The organism is Undibacterium sp. GW821-FHT07F11 (assembly GCF_059418665.1).
On sequence record NZ_JBWKQH010000005.1, the window covers coordinates 72,627 to 85,696 of the forward strand.

The window sequence follows — 13,070 nt, forward strand, 5'->3', positions numbered from 1 at the left end:
CGCAAACCTGAGCATAAGCACTCTATTGTTCATGCTCTGTGATCTGTGTCAAAGCCCTTGGCGGTATCGGTGCCGACATGATGATAGAAGTGCGTGTCTCACCATAGTGGTTGATATTTCCGACAAAGCTCTCCAGATGACGCAAGTCCCTGGTAGCGACTCGCAACAAAAAAGAATCCTGTCCTGTCACATGCAGGCATTCCAGCACTTCAGGTAAAGATTTGAGGTGGGCGATAAGGCTGGCTTTTTGTGGTTGAGGGACAGTGATGCCGACGACCGCCTGAACTTGCAAGCCTATGGCTTCGGCGTTCACTTCTGCACGATAACCCTTGATGACGCCAGCTTCTTCCAGGCGTTTGACTCTTTCTGAAGTGGCGGGCAGGGACAGACCGGTTTCGTCGGCGAGTGCTTTCAAAGAGATGCGGGCGTCGCGTTGCAGGGCGGCGAGGATTTTCCAGGCTTTGGCGTCGATATCCATGATATTTAAGTCCAGATGAGGGTGCGCAAGAATAGTGAAGGCAATGTAGCAGTTTTACCTGAATTATTCCATGTTAATCCCGGTCTCAAATCTTCATACTGGAGGCATCTTCTTTTTGATCTGGGTGTAACCATGGAGTGGGATTTATTTTTAAAAGCAATGCTGATAGGCGTGTCGATTGCAGCACCGGTAGGCCCCATAGGCTTGCTATGCATACAGCGCACGCTGGCATACGGCATGCGTACAGGATTTATCAGTGGCATGGGCGCAGCTTGTGCTGACGCAGTGTATGGTGCAATAGGTGCATTTGGTATGGTAGCCATCACCGATTATTTTGTATCGTTGAGCGCACCGCTCGCAATAGCTGGTGCCGCGTTTCTGGCATGGATGGGTGGCAAGCTGCTATTGAGCAAAGCGCAAGTTGTGGATCAGGCTGTGGCAAACAAGCAGCCTGTGATCAAAACATTTTTATCCATATTCATGCTGACCATCACCAACCCCATGACCATAGTCTCTTTCATTGCAGTGTTCGCCAGCATCGCTGGACCGGTTGCGGTGCACCCATCTGCCGCAGCCTTCATGGTCACGGGTGTATTCTTTGGATCTGCTTTATGGTGGCTGGTCTTGAGTGGTGGAGTGGCATTGATACGCAAGAAAATCAGCATCAGAGTAATGACGTTGATCAACCGGACAGGTGCTTGCTTGTTGCTGGGGTTCGCAGCATGGCAAATTTGGGGTTTGTGCGCCGCGGTCTGAGATATTCCGGGATAAGAAGTCAAGATAATAAAGCATAAGATTGCCTCTATTCGTCTTGTAAGTGTTGCACTAAATGAGCGAATGAAAATTAGCTTATTGCAGCCTTGCCTGTTTCAACGTAGAGTAGCTTGGCGATCAAAATGATCAAGACAATCAAGGAAAATATAGGCATGAACAAACCGTATTCCCTAGCCTGTGAAAGAAACAGCGCACCCATCCTGCAAGTCATCACACCCGTATTGGCTGACTGCAAAAGCCTGCTGGAAATCGGTAGCGGCACAGGCCAGCATGCCGTGACGTTTGCGCGGCAGCTACCACATCTGCAATGGCAAACCAGTGACAGGCCTGAATATCACCCCGGCATACTGGCCTGGCTGGAAGAGGCCGCTTTACCAAATGTGTTGCCACCGCTGGAATTGAATATAGGTAAAAGCCCCTGGCCAGAAAGGCACTTTGATGCCGTCTTCACCGCCAATACCTGCCACATCATGGCATGGGAAGAAGTGGAGTTGATGTTTGCCGGAGTAGCGTCCTTGCTTGTGAGTGACGGGCGTTTCTGCATTTATGGCCCCTTCAATTATGCAGGCCAGTTCACCAGCGACAGCAACCAGCAGTTTGATGCGTCACTCAAGCAGCAAGCTGCGCACATGGGGATACGCGACATAGAAAAAATCACCGAGCTGGCCGGCCGGCATGGCATGCGCCTGTTGGAGGATGTTGCCATGCCAGCCAATAATCGTTTGCTGGTGTTGACCAAATAGACGAGGATTTTTATAAGTGCCGTGTGCTGAAATCACAGTAAGGTGCGCAGGGGGCACCTTACTGCTTGATGGCAATTATTCGGACGTATTCAAATGCGCCGTGATCACGGCATGCGCAATCAAATCCAGTGCTGGCCTGGCTTTACCCTGTTTGTCTGACCAGACCTTTGGTGTCAGCGCCCCCGACAATGACAGGCTGTCACCATCACCCAGACCCAGCAAAGTATTGCGTGTTGCATCGTTGAAGGCGATCACATTGCATATGATGAATTCACCATCATCCGTCGCGGCACGCACCTTGCAGGTGACGTAGACTGAACCATTTTGTCCTGAGCGTTCTTCGACCTGGCCGTAAATGCGTCCGGCGATGAGTGCGTCTATCATAAATTCTTTCTTTTGCTGTTGATGTTTTGATTAAGGCCGATAAGAGAATCAGGCAACCTGTACCAGGCTGCTTCCGCCCGATACTCTTTGCACCTGTATCCTCGTCGATATTCTTTCTGTCATTTCCTGCACATGAGAAATCACGCCTACCTTGCGGCCCTGGGCTTGGAGGCTGTCGAGTGCATCCATGGCGATGCGCAGGGTGTCGGCATCAAGGCTGCCGAAGCCTTCGTCGATGAACAGGGATTCGACCTTGATGCGGTTGCTGGACAAGGATGCCAGGCCCAGCGCCAGGGCCAGCGATACCAGGAAGGATTCACCGCCGGACAGCGAATGTACAGAGCGCTGCTCATCGCCCATGTCCTGGTCGATGACCATCAAGGCCAGCGTGTCTGTCACGCGTTGCAGGCGGTAGCGACGTGAGAGCTGGTACAGGTGCTGGTTGGCATAGGCGAGCAAGACGTCGAGCGTGATTTGCTGGGCATAGTTGCGGAACTTCTTGCCGTCTGCTGCACCTATCAACTCATTCATCTGTGCCCACAGGCGGGTCTGGCTTTCTTGCTCCTGCATGGTGGCGATCAGGCTCTTGGCTTGCTGGTGGCGTGCTTCGTCCTGCGCCATCGTGAGTTGATGGCGGCTGTATTCTTGCTGTGCGTGTTGGCGTTTCTCACTGACATTACCGAAAACTGATTGCAGATGTTCGCTCTCGCCTATTTCAGTTGGCGCAGTCTCACTTTCTTGTTCAGTCTCATCATGCATGGGTTCTGCCTCAGTAAAACTGAGTGGAGCGGGACGTTGTAGCAAGTGCTGTTGCCTTTGCTGGCTGCGTTCACGCAATATGGTTGTGGCTTGCTGGACTGCATTATTGATGGCTTGCATGGCCTGGCGTTCTGCATCAATCCACGTATGAGGATGTGCCAGCAATTCACGCAAGTGCGTTACGTCCAGATTTTCTATCGTGGCTTGCTGCTGAGCTATCCACTCCTGCAGTTTTTCATGGGCATTGTGTAGTTCCTGGTTTTGCTGGGTGATGCGTCTATTGATTTGCTCTTGTGCTTCATGCAGGCGCGCCAGTTGCTGGCGTATTTCATCATGCGCTTGCAGTTGGATTTGCAGTGCCGCTTTTGCCTGATTGATGGCTAGTGTGAATTGCGCTTCTGTCTCGCTGACGGCGCGACCCTGGAATAGTTCCTGTCGTTTGTATTGTTGCTGTTTTAATGCCGCATCTACATCGAGATAGCGTTTGTTGTCGCTGGAAAACTGCTCATCCAACTGCTGGGAGTGTGTTTGCAGTTTGTCGATTTCCAGCTGCAGCTTCGCCAGTTGTTCCGCATTTTGGATGGATGCGAGTTGATGGCTTTGCCATTGTTGCACATGGGTTGCGCACTGGTTCTGGAATTCCATTGGCGATGCATGCCAGTTGTCTTGCCAACTGTTGCCGTCGTCTGATTGCGCGGCAAATGCCGGTGCCAATTGAGCCAGGGCTTCATCCAGTTTTTGACGGGCATCCTGTTCTTTTTCTGTTGCCTGCGCCAGTGCAGCAGTGAATTTTTCAATGACATGGACTAGCGCTGTATGGCTATCTTTGTGCTCTTGCAGGGTGCGGCGTATTTTTTCTGTATTGGCAAATGCCTCATCCCTGCCCTTTGTTGCCTGTTGATAGGCCTGTTCGGTTTTAAGCAATTGTCGCAGTTGTTCTTGCAGGCCAGTTTGTTGCTGGCTTAACCAGGTGCTGGCTTGTTCATTATCGATTTTCGCTATCCGTAATTCAGTGGCGATGCTGTGCGCTTGCCATGCACTTGCTACGATTTTTTCCTGTTGCTGCAATGCTGCCAGTTCTTGCTGCAATTGTTTTTGCTGCTGTTGATATTGCTTGTGCTCAGCCGTTGCGGTTGCCAGTAACTGGCGCTGGTCTTGCTCGACTTGCTGGCAATGCTTGAGTTCATTTTCCAACTGCACCAGCAAGGCATGCAGTTGCGGGTTGCCGGTTTTGTAGGGGTGTTCAGTCGCTCCGCAGACCGGGCAGGCTTGCTCGTCTTGCAGGGCATCACGCAGGCTTTCTACATTGGCATTGCAGGCGGCCTGGGTCAGTTGCAGGCTTTTATTTGCCTGTTCTTTTGCAGCAATCAGGCTGGGTAATTGTGTCTCGATTTTAACAACGGTTTTATCGGCGGTTTGCATACTCAACTGGCTGGTTTGCTGCTGAGTGTCCAAAACCTGCTTGCGTCGCGCCTGTTCATGCATTTGCCTTTGCAAGTCTGTGGCACTGCTTAATAGTTCACGCCTTTGATCCAGCGTCAGTCTTTGTGCCTGCAAACCGGGCAAGTCAAACTGTGCCAGTTTGTCTGCCGCCTGTTCACGTGATTTTTCTGTAGCTATCCAGCTTTGTTCGCTTGCCTGGAGTTGTAGAGCGCGTTCTGCCAGTAACTGTTCTTGCTTGTCCCTTTGTTTTTGTAGATCAAGTATGTTTTGTTGCTGGTAACTGGCATCTTTTTGGGCTGTTGCGGCCTGCTTGAGTAATAATTCCCATGCTGTCCAGTTGTCGGCCAGGCTTTGCAAGCCAGCGTGTTGGGTCAGCCATATTTGCAGGTCATGCTGCTTTTTGTGCAGTTGTGCCAGGTCAGCCTGTTTGCTCTTAAGTTGTTGCCTTGCAGTCGCCAGTGCCTGTTCTGTCTGCGCTTGCGTCTGTTGCGCAGCCAGCCAGTTGCTGCGCAAGATGTTCAGGCTGCTGTCGAGCGCCTTGGCGGCATCCAGCAAAGGCGTTGCTTCTTGCAAGACATGTTCGGCTTGCTGCAATGCTTGCTGTGCTTGCGTCAGCGCCAGATGTTTTTCTTGTGCGCTGAGCATGCCTGTCTGTATATTGTTATGGGCTGTAGTGATTTCTGCCTGGCCCAGGCTGATTGCCTGTTTCAGACGTTCGAGTTCTGTCAGCAGTGGGCGTGCAGCTTGTATGCTTTCTACTTGTTGCAGATAAGCGGCTCTTGCTGCAGCTGCAACCTTCTCCTGTTCATGAATTTGCAATTGCTGCTGTGCTTGCTGTTCGCCCTGTAGCAACTTGCTATCATCGGCCTGCCAGCGCAAATGTGTTTGCAGCTCTGCGAGTTGGGCATCAAAATCATCTAAGCGGATTTTGCTGATGCCCAGGTCAGTCTCCAGTTGTGTGCGCTCTTCTGCGCTCAGCGGTTTATTGTCTGCCAGGCGCACATGAAAGCGCTCCAGTGCTTCACGTTCCAGCTTGGCACGGGCAAAGGCGCGTTGTGATATCTGGCCATAGATGTCGCTGCCGGTCAGGGTTTCCAGCAATTCGCCACGGTCATTGTCATCGGCTTTTAAAAAGCTGGAAAACTCGTTTTGTGCCAGCAAAACGGCGCGGGTGAATTGTTCAAACTTCAGGCCAAGGCGTTTGATGATTTCTTCCTTGACCTCGGTTTTCTTGCCACCTATGGGCTGCAGTTGCGGCAACTGGTGCAGCGACATCGTGGTCGGCTGCAAGATGCCTGTGGCTTTATTGCGCGAACGGCGCACACTCCAGCGTGATCGATAGGCATTGCCATCGGTGCCCACAAAATCGACTTCGGCATAACCTTCACCAGTGCCGCGCCTGAGCAGGTTACCGGTATCTTGCTGGGTCACCGCATCTGCACCATCTGGTAATTTTGTCGTGCCTGCCTTGATCAGTCTTGGCGTGTTTTCATACAGGGCCATGCAAAGGGCATCCAGCAGGGTGCTTTTGCCTGCACCGGTGGGGCCGCTGATGGCAAACAGGCCAGCAGACTGCAAAGGCTCTTGCGTAAAATCGACAGCAAATTCACCTGCGAGAGAAGCCAGGTTTTTACCGCGTATGGCGAGTATCTTCATTGCACGTTCTCGTCATGCAATAGTTCGCCAAAAGCCCGCAGCATGTCGTCTGGTGCATCTTGCTGGTATTTTCCTTGATACAGGCGACGGAAGATGTCTTCTGGCTGCAGGCGGTCGAGAGTGTCTTGTGTTGCCTGTTCATCGCTATTGTCGTCCTGCGCTTTGCCCGGGTAGTGCGTATCTATCTTTAGCAGTCGCAAGGGCTTGCCTGCTATATAGCCTTCTATGCGCGTACGCAGGCCGGGCTCTGGTGCCTCTAGCTTGATCCTGACTTCAAGGTAGGGATCATATTGTGTACCCTTGCTGGCATCGACGATACTGGCCAGGTCAAGGCTGTCAAGTGCATCCAGCACAGCAGGCAGGGGTGCTGCCTGTTTGGGAATGCGCAAGAGCTGTACTGAACGTGGCACATGGACAGGCGTCACTTTTTCAAGTTGATCACCTTTGATATCCACACACAAGACCTGATGCTGGTAATCGACTTCAGAAAAAGACAGGGGCAGGGGGCTGCCACAATAGCGGAGGTGCTCTTGTTTGCCAACTCTTTGCGCCAGATGCAAATGTCCCAGGGCCGCATAGGTAATTTGGCTATCAAACATACTGGCCGATAAAGCCTCAGTGCCACCGATGACAATACGGCGTTCAGAGTCTTCTGATATTTCACCGCCTACCATGTGGCAATGCCCCATGGCGATGAGGGCCTGGCCAGGCTGGCGCACACTGAGTGCATGCTCAGTCACATCCTTGTACAGCTGGGCGATGCCTGCCATGTAGGGATCGCTGGCATTTTCTACCCTTGGTACGTCGCCAGGGCGCAGAAAAGGTATGGCCAGGCACCAGGCGGCAATTTCATCATTCTGCCGTAATGGCAAGACCATGGCTGCTATATCAATGCTGCCATCGGCCCGGCGCGGCACCATGCCTATGACGCTGATGTCCATGCCATCCAATAGCGGACCGGGTGCTTCCAGCCTGCCAGGGGAATCGTGGTTGCCTGCAATGATGACGATATCCAGTTTGGGCAAACGCGCCTTGGCTTGCTGCAAGAAACGGTAAAACTGTTTTTGTGAAATGGCGGACGGGTTGGCATTGTCGAACACATCGCCTGCGATCAATAGGGCATCTGCCTGTTGTTGTTCCAGCGTAGCGATGAGCCAGTCAAGAAAATACTGATGTTCCAGGGCACGCTCGGCACTATGCAGTGTTTGGCCAAGGTGCCAGTCAGAAGTGTGGATGAAGCGCAAGAGTTTTCCTTAGCCTGTGCAAGTACAAGTGTTTAGCAAGGGAAGTGTAACCGTTTTTATATCGCGATGAAACTTCAAGAAGGGCTGAGCTGTTACCAGCTTAATCAGACTTTTGTCCAGACCAGTTCCGGCGTAATTTGCGCATCTTCAAAATACCGCTGCCCAGGTTCCTGCGCCAGGTATTGTTCTTCACGCACTGGTATTCAACATAGTCTGTGACAGATGGCCCCCAGCGGGTTTTGGAGACATCTTCGCCGACTGATAAATTAATGCGCTTAAAATTTTGTGTGTAAGACCATTGTATGATTTCGGCCAACAGGGTAGTCATGACGCTGTAACGAGCAAACTTCAAGTCATAGCCTGAATAGTAGAGATACAGTTCTTCACCCATGGCAAAGCCCAGACGCATTGCAACGACACGACCGTCCAGCTCCAGGCTGAACAGGCGCATGCGCTGACCAAAATCATTGTCAAGTAGTGCGGCCATGAAGGCGCGGTGCTTGGTGTCGGCAAAGTAGTCTGGGTGTTCTACCGTATTGGTGGCACCGGCGCGGGCTGCATGCAGGACATAAAATTCCTCCAGCCTGGGTTTGATCCCGTCGGCACCTTGCCAGACTTGCAGGCGCAATTGCAAATTGTCGCGCGCCAGTGAGTTATAGCAGCGACGCAAGGATTCCTTGATATTGCGTTTCAGTGCGGATTTAAAGCATGACCAGCTTTCACCCAGATGCAGGATGTAGTTGGGTATGTCCCTCGCTTCCAGCGGATGAACTGCTATGTTCTTTGTCAGAAAATGTAGGGCATGTTGTTTGGTATGGATGATCTGGAACTCGGTCAGGCCTAAAGTTTCCTGTCGCGACAAATCTTCCCATTGTTGCAATATGGTTTCAGTGTGGTCAGGCAAGGCCAGTGGCACCCTGATTTCTGTCAGATTGGGGTCCGCACCGAAAGGCCGGACATAGCGGTACATGAACAGTTGATGCAGGCCGACATGGGTATTTGTCAGTGGCATGACAGCAACGAGCTGTTCTTGCTCATGCAGGGTGCAGATGGCAAGTTCGTCTTTGTGATACCAGGATGAATCGGAAAAAATCTGCCACCAGGCGCGGTTCCAGTCATAAGTCTGGAAGGGCAAAAGTTGCGGCACTTGCGTTTCCAGCAGACGCCAGGAAGCCGCCAGGGCTTCAAACTCCGCTTCTGTGGTAACAACAAGTTTTTTTAAATTCGACATCTGTGGATAAATTTATTGGTGCACATTCGCAATGTTTAAAATTAAATGATAGACATGCCATGCATGCTATATCGAATGCAGCGAAAGCCAAGCTGGCGTTTATGCCATGTTAAGGCGGCAATTGCAAGCTTCCACAAACCTATTTGCTGGTATTAGAGCATTAATACAGGCAAGTCATGGCATTTTTTGCAAGGAGAACTTATATTGATGTCCGTTTGTCTTAGCTAACATCCAATGTCACTTTTAACTTCAGCCCCGGTAATGATCCATGTCAAAACTTAGTAAAACGATTTCCAGCTTATTGCCAGTATTAGCGCTTGGCCTCAGTCATTTGCCTGTACAGGCAGCGGAATCGGCAAATGCGGCGGTGCAGGCTATGGTCGATGTCAACAAGCTGGCCAGCGAAGAAATGGCTGGGCGAGCGACCGAAAGCAAGGGCAGCGCCCTGGCACGTGATTACATTATCAGTCGCGTACAGCAACTGGGTTTGACACCGTGCAAGGATGATTTCGTGCACGAGTTTGAATTCCAGACCCGCCAGGGTGCCAGCCGCAAAGGTAAAAATATCCTTGCCTGCCGTCCCGGCAGCATGAGCGACCACGCGACAGCACCTGTGCTGGTGATCAGCGCGCATTATGATCATCTGGGTGAGAAGGCGGGCAAGATTTATTACGGTGCGGATGATAATGCCTCCGGCGTGGCCGCCGTGCTGGCAATAGCTGCTGCCATGCAAAATAATCCACCGCAACATGATGTCATGTACATCCTGTTTGATGCAGAAGAAATGGGGCTGAGTGGTTCGCGCGCTTTTGCTGCCAAGCCAGTAGTGGAGATGACACGCATAGGCATGAATATGAATTTCGACATGATTGCCCGTGGCGACAAGGGCGAGTTGTATGCCAGCGGTGCTTACCATACGCCTGCACTCAGGGATTTGCTGCACAGCCTCGATGGCACACAGGGCGTGAAACTCAAATTCGGCCACGACAGGCCAGAACAAGGACAAGATGACTGGACCAAACAGTCAGATCACCTGCCTTTCTTTCTGGCGGGTGTGCCGCATATCTATTTTGGCGTGGAAGACCACGCTGACTATCATCAGCCGACAGACACGGCAGACAAGATCAATCCACAGTTTTATCTGGGGGCAGTGGATTTATTGACCAAGGCCAGTTATTTGCTGGATCAGGCCATGCTGACGACTGATTTCAGGAGTAGAGGCAAAGATGGGCAGGCCGCTGTGCTGACTGGAGCAGACAAGGGTAGCAAGGGAAGTAAATAAGGTGGAAGTGAAGCAGAGGCGGGCTGGGGGCTAAACTGGTCTCCAGCCTGCGTTGAAGCAGGCTGGGGAAGATAAAGCTGCTTAGTCACGCAGGCTCATGACGATACGCAAGACATACCAGAACATCAGGGCAACTGAGGCGAACAATTCCAGTGCGGCACCGACATAACGGTCTTCAGGGTAATGATGGATGACGTTGGATGCATCGTACAGGATCGCTGCACCGGCAAAAGCCACCATGCCTACACAAAAGAACAGGCCGAGCTGGAAGCCAAAGATCATGCCACAGGCGATCAGTATCAGGGCAACCAGGCCACCCCATTTCAATACACTGCCGAGGAAAGAAAAGTCTTTGCGCGACACATAGGCAATACCGACCAGGCCTACGGTTGCCAGTATGGTCACCAGGCCAGCATTGGCGATGGCACCCGGGGCTACCTTATTGGCGATCGACAGGATGGGAATAAAGATTATCGCTTCTGCCACGATGTATGCGCCCAGCGCTGCATATTGCAGGGGCAGGCTTTCTACCGTATGTGCCGCACGCGATGCCAGCCAGCCTATCAGCATGAATGCGCCAAGGATGAGGAACCATGGCAGATGGCGCATGGCTTGTGCCATGACATCGGCGATACCGGATTTGAATAAAATGACTTCAATCGCAGTGAACGCCAGGATTGCGCCGCCGAGGTGATTAAAGGTCTTGCTGATAAAACGCTCACGCGCTGGTCCGTAACCTTGTTGGGTGCTTGCCAGTTCCATGGATGTTCCTATCGTAGATGTGCTGCATCAGCCTGAAACAGCTCTGCAGCTTAGATTAATATGTAGAATAATAAGCCTGCAAAATGTGCAAGGCGTGGCCGATTTTATATGAATGTGTCTGTGTAAAGTCAATCATGTTTCAAAGTGTTTCAAATAATTGTATATATGATAACTATTTAATTTCCCTTCAGGTTTCCTCGTGGAAATGAAGTGATGTTATGTTTTTGCTATTCAAGCTCCATTTTCAGGTACATTTTGATACATCGGGCAAGATAGCGTGTTTTTTACACAAATAAGCATAATACATCGCAGAAAATTGCCTGTTCCCTAGTCAAACTTCGTGTAACTTACGTCTATAATGCCCGCAGCAAAAAAGCGGGTTTTTTTATTGACATCATTGCACGCCTTTCCATGAATACACTTATCTGGTTCGTCATCCTGTATTGGGTCATCTCTGTTGGCATAGGTTTGTATGCCGCCCGTTATGTCAATAACTCCAAGGACTATGCAGTCGCGGGTCGCTCGTTGCCCATGTATGTGGTCACCGCCACGGTGTTTGCGACCTGGTTTGGTTCTGAAACAGTGCTGGGTATTTCCTCCACCTTCGTCAAGGAGGGTTTGAAGGGTGTGGTTGCTGATCCCTTCGGCTCTTCCTTGTGCCTGATCTTTGTTGGCCTGTTCTTTGCGCGTCCGCTGTACCGCATGAACTTGCTGACTATCGGTGATTATTACCGCAATAAATTTGGCCGTACTGCCGAGGTGCTGGTGACCCTGTGTATCGTTGTCTCTTACCTGGGCTGGGTGGCTGCTCAGATCAAGGCACTGGGCCTGGTGTTCACAGTGGTGTCTGGTGGTTACATCTCCATGAACACCGGCATGATGATAGGTGCTGGCAGCGTACTGATCTATACCCTGATGGGTGGCATGTGGTCAGTGGCAATCACTGACTTCTTGCAAATGATCATCATTGTCGTCGGCATGTTGTATATAGGCTGGGAAGTGTCTGGCATGGTTGGCGGGGCAGGGGTGGTGATTTCTCATGCGGCCAATGCGGGCAAGCTGGAATTCTGGCCTTCTCCCACTGCCAAAGAGTCACTCTGGTTCTTTGCCGCCTGGATCACCATGATGCTGGGTTCGATACCCCAGCAGGACGTGTTCCAGCGCGTGGCTTCGTCCAAAAACGAAAAAATTGCCGGTAATGCATCGGTATTGGGTGGCGTATTGTATTTCTGCTTCGCCTTCATCCCCATGTTCCTGGCTTATTCCGCGACGCTGATCGACCCCAAGATGGTCGAAAGCCTGATAGACAAAGACCCGCAACTGATTTTGCCTACCCTGATCATGACCAAGGTACCCATGCTGGCCCAGGTCATGTTCTTTGGTGCCTTGCTGTCGGCGATCAAGAGTTGTGCCAGCGCAACTTTGCTGGCGCCGTCTGTGACCTTTTCTGAAAACATCCTGAAACCATTCTTCCCCAAGCAAAGTGACAAGCAATTCCTGTTCATGATGCGTATCGTGGTGCTGGTATTCACTGTCATCATTACCATATTTGCCATGAACACCGAATCCAGTATTTATAAAATGGTGGAGAATGCCTATAAAGTGACCCTGGTTGCCGCTTTTGTACCGCTGTCATTTGGTCTGTACTGGAAGCGTGCCACTACCCAGGGTGGCCTGGCATCCATCATCCTTGGCATAGTCTGCTGGGTCAGTATGGAAGTCTTTGCGCCGGATGGTTTGTGGCCGCCGCAACTGGTAGGTGTGCTCATGAGTGTGACAGGCATGGTAGCCGGGTCTTTGCTGCCGCAATTTATCCGCAAGCCATTAACTGTTTGATATCGGCTTGGGGGGCTGGCATGATGCAATGCGCAAATTCTGGTCAAAAACCTTTATAATTCAGGGTTTTATCAGTTTTTTTAAGGCTACACCATGCCGATTTATGCTTACCGTTGTGAAGAATGCGGGTTTGCCAAGGATGTATTGCAAAAGATGTCCGAAGAGCCGCTCAGTGTTTGTCCTGCCTGCAGCAAATCTTCTTTCCGCAAGCAAGTGACTGCTGCCGGCTTTCAGCTCAAGGGCTCGGGCTGGTATGTGACTGACTTCCGTGGTGGCTCTGGCGGTGCTGCTGCCGCACCATCTGCTGAAGGCGGGTCTGCTGGATCAACAACAGCGCCGGCAGCTGAAGCCAGTACAACAACGGCCGCATCTGCTCCAGTGGCGGCTCCGGCTAGCGATTCAGGCAAAGCTGCCTGAGTTGTACTTGATTACACTTAATCCATTATTATTGTCGTTTCACTCAGAAAACTTGTGATTA

The 13,070-nt window shown here is 51.4% G+C and carries 11 protein-coding genes; 5 read left to right on the forward strand and 6 right to left on the reverse strand.

Annotation, left to right across the window (positions count from 1 at the left end):
* Window positions 1-22: 22 nt before the first annotated feature.
* Window positions 23-478, reverse strand: coding sequence for an Lrp/AsnC family transcriptional regulator (locus AC07OI_RS13705; protein ID WP_492703231.1), 456 nt, complete (start codon window positions 476-478; stop codon window positions 23-25).
* A 132-nt stretch (window positions 479-610) separates the two neighbouring features.
* On the opposite strand from AC07OI_RS13705, the gene AC07OI_RS13710 reads away from it, so the two are divergent.
* Both AC07OI_RS13710 and AC07OI_RS13715 read left to right on the forward strand, forming a co-directional pair.
* Window positions 611-1,234 (forward strand): LysE family translocator, encoded by a 624-nt coding sequence (locus AC07OI_RS13710; protein ID WP_495257635.1) that lies wholly within the window; start codon window positions 611-613, stop codon window positions 1,232-1,234.
* A gap of 140 nt (window positions 1,235-1,374) precedes the next feature.
* A complete protein-coding gene (locus tag AC07OI_RS13715) occupies window positions 1,375-1,995 on the forward strand; it encodes a DUF938 domain-containing protein (protein ID WP_495257636.1) in 621 nt (206 codons plus the stop codon).
* Between the two features lie 75 nt (window positions 1,996-2,070).
* On the opposite strand, the gene AC07OI_RS13720 is transcribed toward AC07OI_RS13715, so the two are convergent.
* From AC07OI_RS13720 to AC07OI_RS13735, 4 genes are all read right to left on the reverse strand, one after another.
* Window positions 2,071-2,379 (reverse strand): single-stranded DNA-binding protein, encoded by a 309-nt coding sequence (locus AC07OI_RS13720; RefSeq protein ID WP_495257637.1) that lies wholly within the window; start codon window positions 2,377-2,379, stop codon window positions 2,071-2,073.
* A 48-nt stretch (window positions 2,380-2,427) separates the two neighbouring features.
* Window positions 2,428-6,237, reverse strand: coding sequence for an SbcC/MukB-like Walker B domain-containing protein (locus AC07OI_RS13725; protein WP_495257638.1), 3,810 nt, complete (start codon window positions 6,235-6,237; stop codon window positions 2,428-2,430).
* Window positions 6,234-7,481 (reverse strand): exonuclease SbcCD subunit D C-terminal domain-containing protein, encoded by a 1,248-nt coding sequence (locus AC07OI_RS13730; RefSeq protein WP_495257639.1) that lies wholly within the window; start codon window positions 7,479-7,481, stop codon window positions 6,234-6,236. Before AC07OI_RS13730 ends, AC07OI_RS13725 begins: the two co-directional genes overlap by 4 nt.
* 100 nt (window positions 7,482-7,581) lie before the next feature.
* Window positions 7,582-8,712 carry a GNAT family N-acetyltransferase gene (locus tag AC07OI_RS13735; RefSeq protein ID WP_495257640.1) on the reverse strand — a complete coding sequence of 377 codons (1,131 nt, stop codon included), beginning with the start codon at window positions 8,710-8,712 and terminating at the stop codon, window positions 7,582-7,584.
* Window positions 8,713-8,980: 268 nt separating this feature from the next.
* Between AC07OI_RS13735 and AC07OI_RS13740 the strand changes: the two genes are divergently transcribed.
* A complete protein-coding gene (locus AC07OI_RS13740) occupies window positions 8,981-9,994 on the forward strand; it encodes a M20/M25/M40 family metallo-hydrolase (protein ID WP_492703241.1) in 1,014 nt (337 codons plus the stop codon).
* 81 nt (window positions 9,995-10,075) lie between these two features.
* On the opposite strand, the gene AC07OI_RS13745 is transcribed toward AC07OI_RS13740, so the two are convergent.
* Entirely contained in the window at window positions 10,076-10,756 is a 681-nt protein-coding gene (locus tag AC07OI_RS13745; RefSeq protein ID WP_492703242.1) for a Bax inhibitor-1/YccA family protein, read from the reverse strand.
* 411 nt (window positions 10,757-11,167) lie between these two features.
* Here AC07OI_RS13745 and AC07OI_RS13750 point away from each other — a divergent pair, with 411 nt between their 5' ends.
* Both AC07OI_RS13750 and AC07OI_RS13755 read left to right on the forward strand, forming a co-directional pair.
* A complete protein-coding gene (locus tag AC07OI_RS13750; RefSeq protein WP_495257641.1) occupies window positions 11,168-12,592 on the forward strand; it encodes a high affinity choline transporter 1 in 1,425 nt (474 codons plus the stop codon).
* A gap of 93 nt (window positions 12,593-12,685) precedes the next feature.
* Window positions 12,686-13,009, forward strand: a complete 324-nt coding sequence (locus AC07OI_RS13755) for an FmdB family zinc ribbon protein (protein WP_492703245.1) — start codon at window positions 12,686-12,688, stop codon at window positions 13,007-13,009.
* Window positions 13,010-13,070 lie beyond the last annotated feature (61 nt).

What these genes read in the sequence shown, in the direction of transcription:
- AC07OI_RS13705 (WP_492703231.1), bottom strand. Translation starts at nt 478, where the DNA reads ATGGATATCGACGCCAAAGCCTGGAAAATCCTCGCCGCCCTGCAACGC.
- AC07OI_RS13710 (WP_495257635.1), top strand. Translation starts at nt 611, where the DNA reads ATGGAGTGGGATTTATTTTTAAAAGCAATGCTGATAGGCGTGTCGATT.
- AC07OI_RS13715 (WP_495257636.1), top strand. Translation starts at nt 1,375, where the DNA reads ATGATCAAGACAATCAAGGAAAATATAGGCATGAACAAACCGTATTCC.
- AC07OI_RS13720 (WP_495257637.1), bottom strand. Translation starts at nt 2,379, where the DNA reads ATGATAGACGCACTCATCGCCGGACGCATTTACGGCCAGGTCGAAGAA.
- AC07OI_RS13725 (WP_495257638.1), bottom strand. Translation starts at nt 6,237, where the DNA reads ATGAAGATACTCGCCATACGCGGTAAAAACCTGGCTTCTCTCGCAGGT.
- AC07OI_RS13735 (WP_495257640.1), bottom strand. Translation starts at nt 8,712, where the DNA reads ATGTCGAATTTAAAAAAACTTGTTGTTACCACAGAAGCGGAGTTTGAA.
- AC07OI_RS13740 (WP_492703241.1), top strand. Translation starts at nt 8,981, where the DNA reads ATGTCAAAACTTAGTAAAACGATTTCCAGCTTATTGCCAGTATTAGCG.
- AC07OI_RS13745 (WP_492703242.1), bottom strand. Translation starts at nt 10,756, where the DNA reads ATGGAACTGGCAAGCACCCAACAAGGTTACGGACCAGCGCGTGAGCGT.
- AC07OI_RS13750 (WP_495257641.1), top strand. Translation starts at nt 11,168, where the DNA reads ATGAATACACTTATCTGGTTCGTCATCCTGTATTGGGTCATCTCTGTT.
- AC07OI_RS13755 (WP_492703245.1), top strand. Translation starts at nt 12,686, where the DNA reads ATGCCGATTTATGCTTACCGTTGTGAAGAATGCGGGTTTGCCAAGGAT.